This window comes from Roseococcus sp. SDR, from assembly GCF_019083995.1.
In the GTDB taxonomy this organism is placed as follows: domain Bacteria; phylum Pseudomonadota; class Alphaproteobacteria; order Acetobacterales; family Acetobacteraceae; genus Roseococcus.
In genome coordinates, this window is the sequence record NZ_JAHRCU010000006.1 from 216797 (window position 1) to 235007 (window position 18211).

General features: G+C 71.6%; 12 protein-coding genes. 9 read left to right on the forward strand and 3 right to left on the reverse strand.

The features are described from left to right. From KTR66_RS09270 to nusB, 4 genes are read left to right on the forward strand one after another with little or no spacing between them, the layout of a single operon-like run. The gene (locus KTR66_RS09270) at positions 1-603 is read left to right on the forward strand and encodes a riboflavin synthase (protein WP_213612290.1); all 603 of its coding nucleotides are present in this window, start codon (positions 1-3) and stop codon (positions 601-603) included. Further along, positions 600-1721: a 3,4-dihydroxy-2-butanone-4-phosphate synthase gene (gene ribB, locus KTR66_RS09275; protein ID WP_213612291.1), complete on the forward strand. Its 1122-nt coding sequence runs from the start codon at positions 600-602 to the stop codon at positions 1719-1721. The genes KTR66_RS09270 and ribB overlap by 4 nt, the downstream gene beginning before the upstream one ends. 25 nt (positions 1722-1746) lie before the next feature. After that, positions 1747-2238 carry a 6,7-dimethyl-8-ribityllumazine synthase gene (gene ribH, locus KTR66_RS09280; protein ID WP_213612292.1) on the forward strand — a complete coding sequence of 164 codons (492 nt, stop codon included), beginning with the start codon at positions 1747-1749 and terminating at the stop codon, positions 2236-2238. Continuing rightward, the gene (gene nusB / locus KTR66_RS09285) at positions 2235-2717 is read left to right on the forward strand and encodes a transcription antitermination factor NusB (RefSeq protein WP_213612293.1); all 483 of its coding nucleotides are present in this window, start codon (positions 2235-2237) and stop codon (positions 2715-2717) included. The genes ribH and nusB overlap by 4 nt, the downstream gene beginning before the upstream one ends. A 15-nt stretch (positions 2718-2732) precedes the next feature. Here the strand turns inward: nusB and KTR66_RS09290 are convergent, their stop codons facing one another. From KTR66_RS09290 to KTR66_RS09300, 3 genes are all read right to left on the reverse strand, one after another. Next, positions 2733-7490 carry a Calx-beta domain-containing protein gene (locus KTR66_RS09290; protein WP_213612294.1) on the reverse strand — a complete coding sequence of 1586 codons (4758 nt, stop codon included), beginning with the start codon at positions 7488-7490 and terminating at the stop codon, positions 2733-2735. Positions 7491-7697: 207 nt separating this feature from the next. Continuing rightward, on the reverse strand, positions 7698-8528 hold the full coding sequence (locus KTR66_RS09295) for a DUF938 domain-containing protein (RefSeq protein ID WP_371819070.1): 831 nt from the start codon (positions 8526-8528) through the stop codon (positions 7698-7700). Continuing rightward, complete coding sequence (locus tag KTR66_RS09300) at positions 8525-9538, reverse strand: NAD(P)/FAD-dependent oxidoreductase (RefSeq protein ID WP_213612295.1); 1014 nt, start codon at positions 9536-9538, stop codon at positions 8525-8527. Before KTR66_RS09300 ends, KTR66_RS09295 begins: the two co-directional genes overlap by 4 nt. Positions 9539-9621: 83 nt before the next feature. Between KTR66_RS09300 and tsaE the strand changes: the two genes are divergently transcribed. From tsaE to addA, 5 genes are read left to right on the forward strand one after another with little or no spacing between them, the layout of a single operon-like run. Next, positions 9622-10056, forward strand: coding sequence for a tRNA (adenosine(37)-N6)-threonylcarbamoyltransferase complex ATPase subunit type 1 TsaE (tsaE, locus tag KTR66_RS09305; RefSeq protein ID WP_213612296.1), 435 nt, complete (start codon positions 9622-9624; stop codon positions 10054-10056). After that, positions 10053-10991: an aminoglycoside phosphotransferase family protein gene (locus KTR66_RS09310; protein ID WP_371819071.1), complete on the forward strand. Its 939-nt coding sequence runs from the start codon at positions 10053-10055 to the stop codon at positions 10989-10991. Before tsaE ends, KTR66_RS09310 begins: the two co-directional genes overlap by 4 nt. Continuing rightward, a complete protein-coding gene (locus tag KTR66_RS09315) occupies positions 10988-11728 on the forward strand; it encodes a nucleotidyltransferase family protein (RefSeq protein WP_213612298.1) in 741 nt (246 codons plus the stop codon). Before KTR66_RS09310 ends, KTR66_RS09315 begins: the two co-directional genes overlap by 4 nt. Further along, positions 11725-14730, forward strand: coding sequence for a double-strand break repair protein AddB (gene addB / locus KTR66_RS09320; protein WP_213612299.1), 3006 nt, complete (start codon positions 11725-11727; stop codon positions 14728-14730). The genes KTR66_RS09315 and addB overlap by 4 nt, the downstream gene beginning before the upstream one ends. Then, positions 14727-18194, forward strand: coding sequence for a double-strand break repair helicase AddA (gene addA, locus KTR66_RS09325; RefSeq protein ID WP_213612300.1), 3468 nt, complete (start codon positions 14727-14729; stop codon positions 18192-18194). The genes addB and addA overlap by 4 nt, the downstream gene beginning before the upstream one ends. The last annotated feature ends 17 nt before the right edge of the window (positions 18195-18211 follow it).

The window sequence follows — 18211 nt, forward strand, 5'->3', positions numbered from 1 at the left end:
ATGTTCACCGGAATCATCACGGCGCTCGGCACGCTGCGCGAGGTGCAGCCGATCGGCCAGGGGCACGACATGCGCCTCGTCATCGGCGTGGCGCCCGAATTCCTGGCCGGCGCCGCGCTCGGCTGCTCGATCGCCTGCTCCGGCATCTGCCTGACCGCCGTGGAGCTGAACGCCGACAGCTTCGCGGTCGATGCGAGCGCCGAGACGCTGGCGCGCACCACCATGGGTCAATGGCGCACCGGCGGGCGCGTGAACCTGGAGCGCAGCCTGAAGCTGGGCGATGAGCTGGGCGGCCACCTCGTCTCCGGCCATGTGGACGGCGTGGGCCGCGTGCTCTCGGCGACGCCCGAGAACGCCTCGGTCCGCTGGCGCTTCGGAGTGCCTCGGGACATCGCGAAATACATCGCGGTCAAGGGAAGCGTGGCGATTGATGGCGTCTCGCTGACGGTCAACGAGGTTGACGCGGAGGGCTTCGGGGTCAACATCATCCCCCACACCGCCGCGGTCACCAGCTTCGGCACGCTGCAGCCCGGCGATGCGGTGAATATCGAGATCGACACCCTGGCGCGCTACGTCGCTCGGCTGATGGAGTTTCGCGCGTGAGCGTCCAGACCAAGACCACAAGCTATCACGAGTTCATCACCCCCACCGAGGAGCTTCTGGAAGAAGCCCGGCGCGGCAAGATGTTCATCCTGGTGGATGACGAGGACCGCGAGAATGAGGGAGACCTCGTCATCCCCGCGCAGTTCGCGACGCCGGACGCCATCAACTTCATGGCCCGCTTCGCCCGCGGCCTGATCTGCCTCGCCATGACGCGCCAGCGGGTTGAGCAGCTGGCGCTGCCGCTCATGGCGCAGTCCAACGGCACGCGCCACCAGACGGCCTTCACAGTCAGCATCGAGGCGCGGGACGGGGTGACCACCGGCATCTCGGCGGCCGATCGCGCGCGCACCGTCGCCGTCGCCATCAACCCGGAGCTGGGGCGCGAGCACATCGTGACACCGGGCCATGTCTTCCCGCTGGTGGCGCGCGAGGGCGGCACGCTGATCCGCGCCGGCCACACCGAGGCGGCGGTGGATTTCGCGCGCCTGGCGGGCCTCAACCCGGCCGGCGTGATCTGCGAGATCATGAACGACGACGGCACGATGGCCCGCCTGCCGGACCTCGTCTCCTTCGCGCAGATGCATGGCCTCAAGCTTGGCACCATCGCCGACCTGATCGCCCATCGCCGCCGCACCGAGCGCCTGGTGCAGCGCGTGGAGGAGGGCGAGATCGCGCATGCGGTGGGCGGCGACTGGCGCCTCGTCGTCTACAACTCGACGCTGGAGGGCGGCGAGCATGTGGCGCTCATCAAGGGCGACATCACAGGGCCCGAGCCGGTGCTGACGCGCATGCATGCGGCCAACCTGATGCATGACATGGTGGGCGGCCGCGGCGTGCGCGAGCTGCATGGCGCGATGGAGGCGATCGCCGCCGAGGGCCGCGGCGTCGTCGTCATCCTGCGGGACTACCGGACGAACGGCATCAGCACACATGTGCGCCGCAGCCGCGACAACAACGCGACACCGCAGCTGCGCGACTATGGCGTGGGCGCGCAGATCCTGGCGGATCTCGGCCTGACCGACATCATCCGCCTCTCCAACCATCCGCGCCCGCTGGTGGGTCTGGAAGGCTGGGGCCTGCGCGTCGTCGCCACGCGGCCCGTCGTGGGAGAGAGCTGATGAGCCCCATCTGCGGAGCAGATCAATGAGCACTGTTGATGGCCCCAAGCGCGACACGGTGCAGGTGCCCGGCGCGCCCGTGCGCATCCTGCTGATCCAGGCGCCGTATTACGACGAGATCGTGGGCGGCATGCGCCAGGGCGTGGAACGCGTGGTGGCGGAAGCGGGCGGCCTGCTCGAGGTGGTGGACGTGGCCGGCGCCTTCGAGCTTCCCGCCACGCTGCGCATGGCGCTGGACGCGGATGACGAGGAGCCCCGCTGGGACGGCTTCGTGCTGCTCGGCTGCGTCGTGCGCGGCGAGACCGACCATTACGACCATATCTGCCGCGAAGCCTGCTCCGGCGTGATGAACATCTCGACCGAGACGGGTGCGGCCATCGGCTTCGGCCTGCTGACCGTCCATACCATCGAGCAGGCCATCGCCCGCTCGCGGCAGGACAGCCACAACAAGGGGGCCGAGGCCGCGCAGGCCGCGCTGATGCAGGTGGCGTTGCGCCGCCGCTGGGGCCTGGCGTGAAGGCCGCGGCCAAGCCGCCCGGCCGGCCCCGCACGGGCGCGCGCGTCGCCGCCGTGCAGGCGCTCTTCCAGACCGAGCAATCGGGCGAGAACATCGAGACGGTGCTGGACCAGTTCATCCGCCACCGCCTGGGCAGCGCGCCCGGCCAGCAGGGCTTCGAGGATGGCCGGGTGGAGGAAGCCGATGTGCCCCTCTTCGCGCGCATCATGCGGGGTGCGGCGACCCACACCGATGACCTCGACCAGCTGATCGCGGCCCATCTTGCCTCGGGCTGGGCGATGAACCGGCTCGATCCGGTGCTGCGCGCCATCCTGCGCGCCGCGGCGGGCGAGCTGCGCGACATGGGCGGCCCGCCCGCGCGCGTCGTCATCAAGGAATACATGGACGTCGCGCACGGCTTCTTCGGCGGCGAGGAGCCCCGCTTCTGCAACGGCGTGCTGGATGCCCTGGCCCGCGCCCTGCGCGCCGAGGAATTCTGAGGCGCTGGGCGCGCCTCAGCCGATCAGCAGCGGTTCGATCGCGGCCAGCTTGTGCTGGTGCACATTCGTCCAGTCATCCTGCAGGATGCCGCCCGTGAAGCTGGAGTTCGGGTTCCAGGACCAGTAGGCGAAGCTCATCGCCTCCTGCCCGGCGGCGATGTCCACCACGCCATCCGTGTCGAAATCCCCGTTCATGTACTTCACGATCTCGTCCAGCCAGGCGGCGTCACGCGGGTCGGTCAGCTCCGTGCCGAATTCGCCCACGAAGATGGGCGCGATCCCCTCCTCGTAGATGAAGCCCCAATGCTCGCGGAAGACGTTGGGCAGGTTGTCCTTGAAGCCGGGCCCGTCGAGCCAGGGGTTGGGATAGACGGTGTAGGGATAGTCATGCGGCGAATAGACCAGCTTATTGGCCTGCTGCAGCACCACCGGATCGTCCCGCACACCTTCGAGCTGCCCGCCCCACCAGTAGTAGTCGCCCTCATAGGCCCCCACGCCCTCGACGATGATGAGCAGGTTCGGGTTCACCTCATGGATGGCATTGCCCGCGCGCTCCGCCGCCGCTGACCAGTCGGCCCAGCTGGCGGCATGGGGTTCGTTCTGCAGGTCCACGCCGATTACGGTGGAATCGTTGACGTAGCGCTGCACCAGGTTCTGCCAGCCGCTGATCCACTGCGCCTCGGAGAAATTCTGGTCGTACCAGAGGCCGTTCTCGTTGGGCCCGGCGCCCTCGCTGCTGCGGTGGCAGTCGAGGATGATCTTCATGCCGAGATCGCCGGCATAGCCCACGATCTTGTCCAGGATCTGCAGGCCGGACAGGCCCTGGAGATCCGGATTCAGGCTGTAGACGATGTTGTTCGGCATCGCGCCCGGCAGGATGTTGTCCAGGCTGAAGGGCAGGCGGATCGTGTCGAAGCCGACGGCCTTCATCTGGTCCATCATGCTCTGCCAGTTGCGGGCATAGAGGCCGTCCGGCACGCCGAGATACCCCTCCATGCCGAACCAGTTCACGCCCTTCAGCCGCACCGTCTCGCCCGTCGAATCGACGATCTGGTTGCCGCTGGTCGAATACCAGCCGGGCGGCGGCAGGCTGGGCGCCGGCGCGTCATTGTCGCGGATGGTGCCGGTGGCCTGGCCATCCAGCAGCCGCAGGCTGGCGGGCGCCGTCAGGTTCACGAGGAAGTTCTCGCCGCCCTCGCGCAGCGTGTCGCCCAGCACCGCGACGGAGAGGATCTTGCTGGTCTCGCCCGGCGCAAAGGTGAGGCTGCCGCTCGCCGCCTGGTAGTCGAGGCCCGCCAGCGCCGAGCCATTGGCCGTGGCGTATTGCACCGTGACCGCCTCGGCCGCGGCGGCGGAGAGGCTGATGGTGAAGTTCATCAGCGCGCTGCCGCTGTCGCCCTCCGTGAGGAAGGCATCGCCGATGCTCAGCCCCGGCAGGACGGGCGGCGGCGGCGCACCGTTCACGCTGTAATTCGCGGGCTCGCCCGCACCCTCGACGTCAATGCCGAAGGTGGCGGTGCCATTGGGGCCGAGATTGCCGTTCCAGGGCGCGTTCCGGATGACGTAATGGCTGCCCGACTGGCTGACGATCTCGGCGTTCCAGATGGTCTTGATCTGGAAGGGCGCGTCGAAGGCGAGCGTCCAGCCGCCCTCGATCGGCGTCGCGTCGTTGACGACGGTGATCTCGGCCAGGAAGCCGCCATTCCAGCTTTTGGTCACGCGGAAGCTGGCCGTATCGCCCGAGGCCGCGGCGTCGTCGTTCAGGATGGTGCCCGTGGCGGTGCCATCGGCGATGGTCGCGCCATTGGCGGCGGAGAGCAGCAGGCTGAAACCCTCATTCGCTTCGGCCACCGCATCGCCGTTGATCGCGACGGCGATGGTCTTGCTGGTCTCGCCCGCGGCGAAATTCAGCGTGCCGCTGCCGGCCACATAATCGCTGCCGGCGGTCGCCGTGCCGTTCTGCGTGCCCCAGTTCACGCTCACCGCGCTTCCCATGGCGCGGGAGAGCGTGACGGTGAAGAGCATCTGCGCCGTGCCGGAGTTGCCCTCGGTGATCTGCGCATCGCCGATGGACAGCGTCGGCAGGACGTCGTCGTTCAGGAGGGTGCCGACGCCCGTACCATCGGCGATGGTGGCGCCGACGGCATTTGAGAGCAGCAGGTTGAAGCTTTCATCCGCCTCGACCGCCGTGTCGCCATGGAGGGTGACGGCGATGGTCCTGCTCACCTCACCCGCCGCGAAGCTCAGCGTGCCGCTGGTCGCCACATAGTCGCTGCCGGCCGTTGCCGTGCCGTTCTGCGTCGCGAAATTCACCGCGACGGCGCTGGTGGCGGCGCGGGAAAGTGCCACCGTGAAGAGGAGCTGCTTGGTGCCGGCATCGCCCTCCGTCACCTGCGCATCGGTGACGGTGAGGCTGGGCGGCACGTCGTCATTGCTGATGGTGCCCACCCCCGTGCCATCGGCGATGGTCGCGCCGCTGGCGCCGGAGAGCAGCAGGTTGAAGCTCTCATTCGTCTCCACCGCCGTGTCGCCGTTCACGGTCACGGCGATGGTCTTGCTGGTCTCGCCGGCGGCGAAGCTCAGCGTGCCGGTGGTGGCGACGTAATCGCTCCCGGCCGTCGCCGTGCCGTTCTGCGTCGCGAAATTCACCGCGACGGCGCTGGTGGCGGCGCGCGAGAGCGAGACGGTGAAGAGCATCTGCTTCGTGCCCGCATCGCCCTCCGTCACCTGCGCATCGCTGATGGAGAGCGCGGGCGGCGCCACGTCATCGTTCAGGATGGTGCCGAGCCCCGTGCCATCCGCGATGGTGGCGCCCGTCGCGGTGCCGAGCAGCAGCGTGAAGGTTTCATCCGCCTCCACCACCGCATCGCCACGCAGCGTCACCGCGATCGTCTTGCTGACCTGCCCGGCCGAGAAGCTGAGCGTGCCGCTGGCCGCGGTATAGTCGCTGCCGGCCGTCGCCGTGCCGTTCTGCGTCCCCCAGGTGACCGAGACGGCACTGGTCGCGGCGCGCGAGAGCGTGACGGTGAAGAGCATCTGCTTCGTGCCGGAATTGCCCTCGGACAGCTGCGCATCGCTGATGGAGAGCGCGGGCGGCACGTCATCGTTCAGGATGACGCCGAGCGCCGTGCCATCCGCGATGGTGGCACGAGTGGCGGTACCGAGCACGACGGAGAAGGTCTCATCCGCCTCCACCACCGCATCGCCGCGCACCGTGACGGCGATGGTCTTGCTCACCTCGCCCGCCGCAAAGCTCAGCGTGCCGCTCGCCGCCGTGTAGTCGCTGCCGGAGACCGCGGTGCCATTCTGCGTCGCCCAGGTGACGGAGGCCGTGTTGGTCAGGGCGCGGGACAGCGTGACGGTGAAGAGCATCTGCTTCGTGCCGGAATTGCCCTCCGTCACCTGCGCATCGCTGATGGCGAGCGTGGCCGCCGGCAGGTCGTCATTGCGGATGGTGCCGGTGCCGCCACCCGGGGCCAGCGTCGCGCGGACCACATTGCTCAGGACGAGGCCGAAGGTCTCGTCCGCCTCGATCGCCGTATCGCCGTTCACGGCGACGGAGATGGTCCGGCTCGTCTCGCCGGCGGCGAAGGTGATGCTGCCGCTCTGCGCCACATAGTCGGTCCCGGCGAGCGCCGTGCCATCCTGCGTGGCGAAGCTGGCGGTCACGCTCTGCGCGATCGCCTTGCTCAGGCTGAGGGTGAAGACGATGTTGCGCGTGCCGGAATTGCCCTCCACCACCTCGGCGTTGGAGATGCTCAGCACGGGCGGCGCGTCGTCATTCGCGATGAGGCCGATGGCGCTGGAGCGCGCGAAGCTGGCGGCCGTCAGGCCGCTGAGCGCGATCTCGAAGCTCTCGTCGATCTCATCCACCGTATCGCCACGGATCTCGACGGCGATGGTCCTGCTCGTCTCGCCGGCGGCGAAGCTGAGGCTGCCGCTCTGCGCGGTGTAGTCGCTGCCCGCCAGCGCCGTGCCGTCGCGCGTGGTGTAGGCCACCGTCACCGGGCCAGCGGCGGCGGCGGAAAGCGTCACGGTGAAGACCATGAGCTTCGTCCCCGCATTCCCCTCCGCCACCTGTGCATCGGCAATGGAGAGGGTCGGAAGCACGTCGTCGTTCTGGATGGTGCCCAGCGCCATGCCATCCGCCAGGGTCGCGCCCGCGGGCGCACCCAGGACCACGCCGAAGGTCTCGTTCGCCTCCACCGCCGCATCGCCCAGGATGATGACGGAGATGGTCTTGCTGGTCTCACCCGGCGCGAAAGTCACGCTGCCCGAGGCGGCCTGGTAGTCGCTGCCGGCCAGCGCCGTGCCGTCCTGGGTGGACCAGGGGATGGTGACGGTCTCGGTGGCCGGCTTCGAGAGGGCGATGGTGAAGACCATCTCCTTCGTGCCGGAAGCGCCCTCGAGCAATACGGCATCGCTGATGGTCACGGCCGGCGGCGTGGCGAGCGTCTCCGTCGTGCCGAAGGTGATGCCGGTGAGCTGCGCCTGGATGTTGGCGTCCGCCCGCCCCTCGAAGCCGAAGCTGACGCCGCCCCCCGGCGGCACCGTGGCATTCCAGCCGGCGCTGCCGACCGTGTAGCGGATCACGCCATTGCCGAGGCTGACGGCACTCAGGATCGTCGCGTCCCAGAGGTTCACGATCTGGAACGGGACGTCGAAGGCGATCGTCCAATTATTGAGTGCCTGCGCGTCATTGCCGACACGCATCTGGCCAATCAGACCGGTCCCCCAGGACGCGGAAAACGAGACATTCGCTTGAATAAACATGAGTAAGCCCCCCCCAGGGCTCACTCACCATGCAAAACCATCCTGGGTTGTGCAATCCTGATTTGACGCGATTTTTGGATTAAGAATGGGCTTTGCATCAAAAAGAAGAATATTGTCTCTTTTGAAGATACACTTTTGGCGACTTGAGGCAGAGCTTAGAGATCACTTCAAGATTGCCCGCAGAGTGAGACGAGCGAGATGGGCGAATCACGCTTGGCGGCGCAACACCACGGTCAGGTTGTTCGCCGGCATCTCGATCACCTGCGTCAGTGCGAACCCCGTGGCCGCCTCGGCCACATCCTCCAGCCGCCGCAGCCCCCATTCCGGGTTGCGCGATCTCAGGCTCGCGTCGAAATCCAGGTTGCTCGGCGCCGTCGGCACGCCCTCCCGGATGTAGGGCCCGTAGAGCACCAACGGCGCGCCCGGCGGCAGCAGGGCGGCGGCGCCACGCAGCAGCCCAAGCCCCGCCGCCCAGGGCGCGATATGGATCATGTTCACGCAGAGCACCGCATCCGCGGCCGCGATCGGCCAGGGCCAGGTGCCCGCATCCAGCGCCAGCGCCGGGCGGATATTGGCATGCCCCGCGGCCCAGGCATCGATGCTCCGCCGCGCCTCCTCCGAGGGGTCGCTCGGCTGCCAGGTCAGGCCGGGCAGGGCCGATGCGATGTGGACGGCGTGCTCACCCGTGCCGGAGGCGACCTCCAGCACCAGCCCCTGAACGGGAAGGATGCCCCGCAGCACCTCCAGCAGCGGCTCGCGGTTGCGGGCGGCGGCGGGGGCGAAGCGGCGCGGGTCCTCGGCGCTGAAGCGGTCGGCGTCCGGGTGCGCGTTGCCCGGTCGATTCAGACCTTCAGGCTGCGCCTTCCGGTCATCGGACGTGTTGCCCGGCCGATTCAGACCTTCAGGCTGCGCCTTCCGGTCATCGGACGTGTTGCTCGGCCGATTCAGACCTTCAGGCTGCGCCTTCCGGTCATCGGACGTGTTGCCCGGCCGATTCAGACCTTCAGGCTGCGCCTTCCGGTCATCGGACGAGGTCACGCCGGCACGCCCTTGCTGGTCGAATACTCGAAATGCAGCGCCTCGCCGGGGAAGACGCGGGGGTGGATGGCATGCGCCGCCATCGCCGCCTCGGAGAAGCCCTGCAGGATGAGCTTCAGCTTGCCCGGATAGGTCGCCATGTCGCCGATGGCATGGATGCCGGGGATATTCGTCTCGCAGGTCGCGGGCGTGACGGCGATATGGCTGCGCTCCAGCCCCAGCCCCCAATCCGCGATGGGGCCGAGCTCCATCGAAAGGCCGAAGAAGGCCAGCAGGTGATCGGCCGGGACGCGCATCTCCTCGCCCTTCAGCGTCGCCAGCACGACGGTGTCGAGCTTCGCGCCATCCCCCTCCAGCGCGTGCAGCTGATAGGGGATGGCCATCTCCACCTCGCCGCGCGCGGCGGCCGCTTCGAGCTGGGCGGCGGTCTCGGGCGCCGCGCGGAATTTGGGGCGGCGATGGACGACGATGACCTTCTCGGCCACGTCCTTCAGGCTCAGCGCCCAATCCACCGCGCTGTCGCCCCCGCCCGCGATCACCACGCGCTTGCCGCGGAACTCTTCCCGGCGGGTCACCATGTAGCGCACGGCGCCGCTCGCCTCGTAGCCGGGCAGGCCCTCCAGCGGCGGGCGGTTGGGGCCGAAGGCGCCGGCGCCGGCGGCGATGATCACCGCCTTGGCGCGAACCTGGTTGCCCAGGCTGGTGGTGAGCGTGAAGCCGCCCTCCGTCTGCGCCAGCCCTTCCACGCGCTGGTTCAGCAGGAAGCGCGGGTGGAAGGGCGCGGCCTGCTCGGCGAGCCGCTCGATCAGCGCCGCACCCGCGATCTGCGGATGCGCCGGGATGTCGAAGATGGGTTTCTCGGGATAGAGCGCGGCGCATTGGCCGCCGATCTCCTCCAGCGTGTCCACCACCACGCTGCGCATCTTCAGCATGCCGCATTCGAAGACGGCGAAGAGGCCGCAGGGCCCCGCGCCGATGATGGCCACGTCGGTTTCGATCATCTCGCTCATGCCAGGGCCATGCCTTGCTTTGCCGGGTGCGTCCAGTCTTCCGCCTTTGCGGGACTCGCGGCCGCCCGGCAAGATGGGCAGGCATGGAGATCACCCTGGACAATCTGACGGCGACCGAGGCCTTGGCTGCCCGCCTGGCCGCGCTCGCCCGCGCCGGCGATGCGGTGCTGCTGGAAGGCCCGCTGGGTGCGGGGAAATCCGCCCTCGCCCGCGCCTTTCTGCGCGCCGCCGCGCAAGACCCGGCGCTGGAGGTGCCCAGCCCCACCTTCACCCTGGTGCAGAGCTACGACCTGCCCGGCGGCACGGCGGCGCATCATTTCGACCTCTACCGCCTCACCGGCCCCGATGGCCTGCTGGAGCTGGGCTGGGACGAGGCGCGGGCCGGGATCGTGCTGGTGGAATGGCCCGAGCGGCTCGGCCGCCTGACACCATCCGGCGCCTTGCGCGTTCAGCTCACGCCGGGCCGTTCCGAAGATGCGCGCCATGCCCGGCTGACGGGATGGGAGGACCGCCTGTGACGCTGCTCGAAGCCCATGGCTACGCCACCGCCCGGCAGGAGGTGCTGCAGGCCGATGCCAGCAAGCACTACACCCGCCTCTCCGGCGGCCCACGCCCGGCACTGTTGATGCGCACGCCCTCCGCCGAATATCTCGACGCCTTTCTCCGCGTGGCCCGCCATCTGGAGGCGCTGGGCGTGCCAGCCCCCGGTGTGATCGGCGTGGAGCCCGCGACCAACACCGCGCTCGTCCAGGATCTGGGCGAGGCCAGCATGGCGACCGCGCTGGATCGCGGCGCCGAGCCCGCGCCGCTCTATTTCGACGCGGCGCGCAGCCTGGTCACGCTGCACGCCAGCCCGCCGCCCGAAGGCCTGCCGGCCTGGGACGCGCCCGCGATGATCCGCGCGACGCAGGCCACCTTCTGCGACTGGTGGTGGCCCGCCGTCTTCGGCGCCCCCTGCGCGGATGAGACGCGCCAGGGCCTCGCCGCCGCGCTGGCCGCCATGCTCGCCCCCTTCCCCGGCCAGGGCTTCGTCCATCGCGACTATTTCCCGGCCAATCTCATCCCCACGCCACGCGGCATGGCGGTGATCGACTTCCAGGACGCGGCCACCGGCCACCCCGCCTATGACGTGGTCTCGCTGGTCGAGGACGCCCGGCGGGATGTGGATCCGGCGCTGCGCGAGGCGGTGGTCAGCGCCTATCTCGCCCAGCGGCCGGAGCTCGACGCCGAGGGCTTCCGCGCCGCCATGGCGGTGCATGCGGCGCAGCGGCATCTGCGGGTGGCGGCGCTCTGGGTCCGGCTCGACCGGCGGGACGGCAAGCCGCATTACCTCCGGCACGGCCCACGCTGCTGGGCGCTGCTGGGCCGCGCGCTGGCGCATCCGGCGACGCTGCCGCTGGCCCGCTTCCTCGACGCGCATGTGCCGCCCGAGCGCCGGGGCAACCCGGCATGATGAAGCCCAGGCTGGAAAAGGGCATGGTGCTGGCCGCCGGCCTCGGCCAGCGGATGCGGCCGCTGACGGCGGAGACGGCCAAGCCGCTGCTGCCCCTGCTCGGCCGCTCCCTGCTCGACCACGCGCTGGACCGCCTCGCCATGGCGGGCGTGGAGGAGGTGGTCGTGAACGCCCATTGGTGCGCGGAGAAGGTGGCGGCCGCCGTCGCGGCGCGGGAGGGCACCCCACCGCGGATCGGCCTGCAGCTCGAGCCGGAATTGCTCGAGACCGGCGGCGGCATCCGCCGCGCCCTGCCGCGCCTGGGCGAGGCCCCCTTCGCGGTGGTGAATGGCGACGCCTATTGGCTGGACGGCCCGACGCCCGCCCTCACCCTGCTCGACCGCCATTTCGACCCCGCGCGGATGGATGCGCTGCTGCTGCTGATCCGCACCTCACGCATCGAGGGCGAGGTGGGGCGCGGCGATTTCTTCCTGGATGCGGAAGGCCGCCTCAGCCGCCCCGCGCCCAACCAGATCGCGCCCTATCTCTTCGGCGGCGTGCAGGTCATGGCGCCTGCGCTGGTGGCGCCGGAGCCCGAGGGCCGCTTCAGCCTGAACCGCTGCTATGACCGCGCCATCGAGGCCGGGCGCCTGTTCGGTCTGGTGCATGACGGTGCCTGGTTCCATCTCTCCACCCCGGGCGACCTCACCCGCACCGAGCGGCGGCTGCGCGAGGGCCCCTCGAGCCACTGGCTTTGAAGCTCTTCGCCATCCCGCCCGACCAGGCCTTCCTGCCCGCGCTGACGCGCGGCACGCTGGCGCGGCTCGGCGCGGGCGAGGCACTGGCCGCCGCCACCATCCTGCTGCCCACCCGCCGCGCCGCCCGCGCGCTCCAGGCGGCCTTCCTCCGCGCCGCCGATACGCCGGCGCTCCTGCTGCCGCGCATGCGCGCGCTGGCGGGCCTCTCGACCGAGGATGCCGACGAGCTGGCCCTGCCCGCTTTGCTGCGCCTGCCCCCCGCCGTGGATCCGCTGCGCCGCCAGGCCGTGCTGGCCGGCTTCGCGAGCCGGCTCCCGCGCGAGATGGGCGGCCCCGCCAGCGCCGAGCATGCCTGGGCGCTGGGCATGGAACTGGGCAAGCTGCTGGACGAGATCGCCCTCGAAGAGGCGGAGATCATCCCCGATGACCCGGAACTGCTCGGCCATCGCTGGCTGGAGCGGCTGGAGGCGCTGGCCCCGGAATCGCTGGCCGTCCATTGGCAGATCACCACCACCTTCCTGCGCGGCATCGTGCAGGAATGGCAGCTCTGGCTGACCGGGCAGGGCTTGCTCGATATCGGCGTGCGGCGCGTCCTGGCGCTCCGCGCCCAGCGCGTCGCCTGGGAGGAAGCGCCGCCCGAGGGCGCGGTGATCGCCGCCGGCATCGGCATGGGCGGCACCGTGCCGGCGGCGGCGGACCTGTTGCGCGTCATCGCCACGCGCCTGCCGCAGGGCTTCGTGGTGATCCCCGGCGAGGATCCCGCCACCGCGGCCCTCCCCTGGGAGGCGCTGCGCGACGCGCCGACCCACCCCTATGCCGGCCAGCGGAACATGCTCGACCGCATGGGCGCGAGCCTCGCCGATGCCGCGCCCTGGGTGGAAGCCGGGCCGGATGGCATGTCCGAATTGCTGGGTGTCGCGATGCTGCCCGCCGGCCATCTCGAACCCTGGCAACGGCCGGAGCCCGCGCGCTGGCAGGCTGCGCTCACCCGCCTCAGCCGGATCGAGGCGAGTGACGCGCAGCATGAGGCCGCCGCCATCGCGCTCACCTTGCGCGGCGCGCTGGAGGTGCCCGGCGCGCGCGCCGCGCTGGTGACGCCGGACCGCGACCTGGCGCGCCGCGTCGCCGCCGAATTGCCGCGCCATGGCATCCTGGCCGATGACAGCGCCGGCCAGCCGCTGTCCGATACGCCGCCCGGCGCCTTCCTCAGGCTGATCGCGCATCTGGCGGCGGGGGAATGCGGGCCGGTGGCGCTGCTCTCGGTGCTGAAGCACCCGCTTTGCGCGGGGGGCATGGAGCGGGCCGATTGGCTCGCCGCCACCCAGGCGCTGGAGCGCGTGGCGCTGCGCGGCCCCTCGCCCGGGCCGGGCCTGGCCGGGCTGCGCGCCGCCATCGCTGGCCTGCGCGCACCCGAGCCGCGCCTCGCGGAACTGCTGGATGCGCTGGAGGCGGCACTCGGCCCCTTCACCTCGCTCCCGCCATCGCCCGCGCGGCCGCCGGCCGACCTGCTCTCGGAGCATCTCGCCGCCGCCGAGGCGCTGGCCTCCACGCCCAGCCTGCCGGGCGGGTTGCGCCTCTATGCCCAGGCCGAGGGCGAGGCGCTGGCCCGGCACCTGGCCGCCCTGGCGCCGGCCATGGCAGCGATGCCGCCCATCGCGCCCGCCGATTGGCCGGGGCTTTTCGAGGCCAGCCTCGCGCAGGGCACCACCCAGGCCGCCCGCATCTCACGCGGACGCAGCGATGCGGCGCACCCCCAGGTGGAAATCCTCGGCCTGCTGGAAGCGCGGCTGCTGGATTTCGACCTGGTGGTATTGGGCGCCCTGGATGAGACCATCTGGCCCCAGGCGAGCGACCCCGGCCCCTGGATGAGCCGCCCCATGCGGCGGGATTTCGGCCTGCCCTCGCCCGAATTGCGGATCGGCCGCGTGGCGGCGGATTTCCTGCTCACCGCCGCCGGCTCGCGCCGCGCCGTGCTGTCGCGCGCCGCGCGGCGCGGCGGCAGCCCGGCCGTGCCGGCGCGCTGGCTGACCCGGCTGGACGTGTTTCTCCAAGGCCAGTCCGGCCTGCGGCTGACGCCCGAGCCCTGCGCCGAATGGGCGCGGCTGCTGGACGAGCCCGCCGCGATCCGCCCCTGGCCGCGCCCCGCGCCCCGCCCGCCGCTGGCCGCCCGCCCCGACCGGATCACCGTCAGCGACGTGGCGACACTCATCGCCGACCCCTATGCGTTCTACGCGCGCCGCATCCTGGGCCTCTCCCAGCTCGACCCGTTGGAGCAGGAGCCGGGCGTGGCCGATTACGGCAACCTCGTCCATGCCGCGATCCATCGCTTCCTGGCGAGCCTGCCCCAGGCCTGGCCCGGCGAGGACGCGGCCGCGCCGCTCTGGGAGGCGGCCGCGGAACGGGCCCTGGAGCGCGCCGCGCTGCGCCCGGCCGTGGCCGCGCTCTGGACGCCCCGCCTGCACCGCATCGGCCGCTTCATCCGCGGGCTGGAGGCGGAGCAGCGCGGCCAGCTCCTCGCCAGCTGGGCGGAGGTGACGGCCAGCGCGACGCTGCGCCGCCCGGGCGGCAGCATCACGCTCGAAGCCCGCGCCGACCGCGTGGACCGGAGGCGCGACGGCACGCTGCGCATCCTCGACTACAAGACCGGCAGCGTGCCCTCGAAGGGCGATGTGGAGGCCGGCACCGCGCCGCAATTGCCGCTGGAGGCCTGGCTGGCCGAGCAGGGCGCCTTCGAGGGCGTGCCCGCCGCCACCGTCACCGCGCTGGAATACTGGCGCCTCACCGGCGCCGACCAGCCGGGCGAGGTGAAGCCCCTGAAGCTCGATGACCTGCCCGGCAGCATCGCCGAGGCCGCCGCCGCCCTCCAAGCGCTGGCGGATCGCTTCCTGCTGGGCGAGGCCGCCTTCCTCGCCCATCCGCATCCGCGCCGCCGCGCCGCCATCGGCTTCCAGCATCTGGCCCGCACCGCCGAATGGTCGGCCGAGGCGGAGGAGGGCGCATGACCTCTCCGCGCGACATTGCCCAGGCGAGCCAGTCCCGGGCGTCGGACCCCGCCGTCTCGGCCTTCGTCACCGCCTCGGCCGGCTCGGGCAAGACCAAGCTGCTGACCGACCGGCTGCTGCGCCTGATGCTGGGCGGCGCGCGGCCGGAGCGCCTGCTCTGCCTCACCTTCACCAAGGCGGCGGCGGCGGAGATGGCCACGCGCCTCAACGCCCGCCTGGGCCGCTGGGCCGTGGCCACGCCCGCCGATCTGGACGCCGAGCTGCGGGCCCTGCTCGGCAAGCCGCCGACGGGCGAGGAGATCGCCCGCGCCCGCGCCGGCTTCGCCGCCGTGCTGGAATTGCCCGGCGGCATGCGGATCGCCACGCTCCACAGCTTCGCGCAATCCCTGCTGCGCGGCTTCGCGCTGGAAGCCGGCCTGCCGCCGGGCTTCGCCGTGCTGGAGGAGCTCGACGCCAATGCCCAGCTCGCCGGCGCGCGGGAGGCGGAGCTGCCGCAAAGCCCCGCGCTGGAGCGGCTGGCGGCCCTCAGCAACGCCGCCGGCCTCGGCCAGGTGATGAGCGAGTTGCGGCACTCCGAACCCATGCTGCAAGCGGGCCTGGGGGCGCTGGGCGGGTTGCCGATGCTGGTGGCGGAGATCGCGCAGCGCCTCGGCCTCGACCCCGAGGCGGATGAGGGGGAACTGCTGCGCGAGGCGGCGACGCCGGCTGATGAACGCGCCCTCGCCCGCGCAGCCGCGCGCCTCGTGCTCGGCGGCAAGGCCGATGGGAAGCTCGGCACGCCCATGAAGGCCTGGCTTGCCCTGGACCAGGTCGCCCGCGAGGCCGCACTGGACGACTGGACCCGGGTCTTCATCACCACCGAGGGCACGATCAGGAAAAGCTTCGCCAGCAAGGCGACCGGCGATGAACAGGCCTTCATCCAGGCGGTCTGCGAGCGCGAGGGCGAGCGCCTGCTGGAGGCGCGCGCGCGCGGCGAGGCGCTGGCCCTGCTGCGCTCGACCGAGGCCGCCCTCGTGCTCGGCATCCCCGTGCTGCGCCGCTTCGCCGCCGCCAAGCAGCGCATGGGCCGGCTCGACTATGACGATCTGATCCAGGCCGCGCGCAAGCTGCTGGACGACCCCGGCGCCGCCTGGGTGCTGTTCAAGCTGGATGGCGGCCTGGATCACATCCTCCTGGACGAGGCGCAGGACAGCAATCCGGAGCAATGGGCCATCGCCCGTGCCCTTTCCGGCGAGTTCTTCGCCGGGCGCGGCACCCACGCGAACGAGGCGCCGCGCACCGTCTTCGCGGTGGGCGACATCAAGCAATCCATCTACGGATTCCAGGGCGCCGATGCCGGCGGCCTGCCGCGCGCCGAGGCCGAGTTCCGTGCCGCCGTCACCGCCGCCGGGCAGGAATTCCGCGCGGTCCCGCTCGAAGTCTCCTTCCGCTCCGCCCCGCCCGTCCTCGCCTTGGTGGATGCCGTCTTCGCGGAAGGTCCGGCGCGGGAGGGCGTCGTCGCGCCCGGCCAGACCCTGCGCCATTTGCCCGACCGCGCCGGCGCGGCGGGGATGGTCGAGCTCTGGCCGCTGCAATCCCAGGCCAAGGCCGAGGACCCGCCCGCCTGGGCGGTGCCCGAAGCGCCGATGGCCGAGACCGGCGCCGATGCGCGCCTCGCCGCCACGCTGGCCGCGCGCATCGCGCATATGATCGCGCATGGCCGCCTCGACTCGCGCTGCGAAGCCGACCCGGCGGAAGGCCGCCCGATCCGCGCGCGGGACATCCTCGTGCTGGTCCGCCGCCGCAACGCCTTCCTCGGGCTGCTGGTCCGCGCGCTGAAGGAGCGGGGCGTGCCGGTGGGCGGCGTGGACCGCATGGTGCTGGTCGAGCAGATCGCGGTGCAGGACGTGCTGGCCACGCTCGACGCCATCCTGCTGCCGCAGGACGAATTGCAGCTCGCCGCCGCGCTGAAATCGCCGATCTTCGGGCTGGAGGAGGAGGACCTCTTCACCCTCGCCTGGAACCGCCCCGGCACGCTGCATGCCCGCCTGATGGCCGAGCGCGGCGCCGACACCGCCATCGGCCGCGCCGCGGATCTCTTTGCGGCGCTGACCGCCCGCGCCGACCACCTGCCCGCCCATGCGCTGATCGCGGAAATCCTGGGCGAGCGCGGCGGCCGCGCCCGGCTGCTGGCGCGCCTCGGCCCCGATGCCGCCGACCCGCTGGACGAGCTGCTGACCGCCGCCATGGCGCATGAGCGCGCGCATCCGGCCTCTCTCCAGGGCTTCCTGCACTGGCTCCGCCGCTCCAGCGCGACCGTGAAGCGCGAGGCGGATGCCAGCGCGGACATGGTGCGCGTGATGACCGTGCATGGCGCGAAGGGGCTGGAGGCGCCCATCGTCATCCTGCCCGACACCGCCGCCATCCCGCCGCAGAAATCCGGCCTGCGCTGGACGCCGGAGGACCTCCCCCTCTGGGCGCCCAGGCGCACCGGCTTCAACGCCCCCGCCTATGCCGAGGCCGAGGCCCGCCAGGCGGCGCTGGAGGCCGAGGAAGCCAACCGCCTGCTCTACGTGGCGCTCACCCGCGCCGAGGACCGGCTGATCATCTGCGGCTGGCATGGCAGCAAGGGCCCCGCGCCAGGCTGCTGGTACGAGAAGATCAAGGCCGGCTTCGCGCGGCTGGAGGGCGTGGTGGAGCGCGACTTCGACCCCACCGCGTGGGGCGGCGACGCGGATGGCTTCGCCCCTGGCCCGGTCCTGTCCCTCGCCTCGCCCCAGACCGATCCGCGCCGGGCGGAACCGCGCCGCGCCGCCGGGGCCGCCGCGCTCGCCTTGCCCGCCTGGGCCCGCATCCCCGCCACCGCCATCGCCACGCCAGGCGTCGCCACCCCCTCCCACATGGAGGACCAGGAGGCCGAGGTGCCGGCCGCCGCCCCGCATGCCCCGGGCGACCCGCTCGGCCGGCGCTTCCGGCGCGGCAACCTCATCCACGCCCTGCTGCAATCCCTGCCCGAGCTGCCGCCCGAAGCGCGTGAGCCCGCCGGCCGCGCATTCCTGGCCCGCCCCGGCCATGGGCTGGACGCCATCCAGCAGGCCGAGATCCTGGCCGAGGCGCTGGGCGTCATGGCCCACCCCGCCATCGCCGCGGCCTTCGCGCCGGGAAGCCTGGCAGAGGCCCCCCTCGCCGGCCGCGTGGGGGAGCGCCTCATCCTGGGCCAGGTGGACCGGCTGCTCATCACGCCCGACCGCATCACCCTGCTCGACTTCAAGAGCAACCGCCCCCCGCCGACCCTGGCCGAGGCCGCCCCACCCGCCTATCTGCGCCAGATGGCCGCCTATCGCGCCGTGCTGCGTCTTGCCTTTCCCGGCCGCCCGGTGGATTGCAGCCTGGTCTGGACCTATGGCGCCCAGGTCATGCCCCTGCCCGACGCCCTGCTGGACGCGCATGCGCCGGCCCCAGGGGACGGGTCCGGGGCCGCTTGACCTGGACCGCCGGCGAT

Bases quoted from the DNA above. Each gene is read 5' to 3' on its own strand.
- KTR66_RS09270 (WP_213612290.1), top strand. From the start codon at position 1: ATGTTCACCGGAATCATCACGGCGCTCGGCACGCTGCGCGAGGTGCAG.
- ribH (WP_213612292.1), top strand. From the start codon at position 1,747: ATGAGCACTGTTGATGGCCCCAAGCGCGACACGGTGCAGGTGCCCGGC.
- KTR66_RS09290 (WP_213612294.1), bottom strand. From the start codon at position 7,490: ATGTTTATTCAAGCGAATGTCTCGTTTTCCGCGTCCTGGGGGACCGGT.
- KTR66_RS09300 (WP_213612295.1), bottom strand. From the start codon at position 9,538: ATGAGCGAGATGATCGAAACCGACGTGGCCATCATCGGCGCGGGGCCC.
- tsaE (WP_213612296.1), top strand. From the start codon at position 9,622: ATGGAGATCACCCTGGACAATCTGACGGCGACCGAGGCCTTGGCTGCC.
- KTR66_RS09315 (WP_213612298.1), top strand. From the start codon at position 10,988: ATGATGAAGCCCAGGCTGGAAAAGGGCATGGTGCTGGCCGCCGGCCTC.
- addA (WP_213612300.1), top strand. From the start codon at position 14,727: ATGACCTCTCCGCGCGACATTGCCCAGGCGAGCCAGTCCCGGGCGTCG.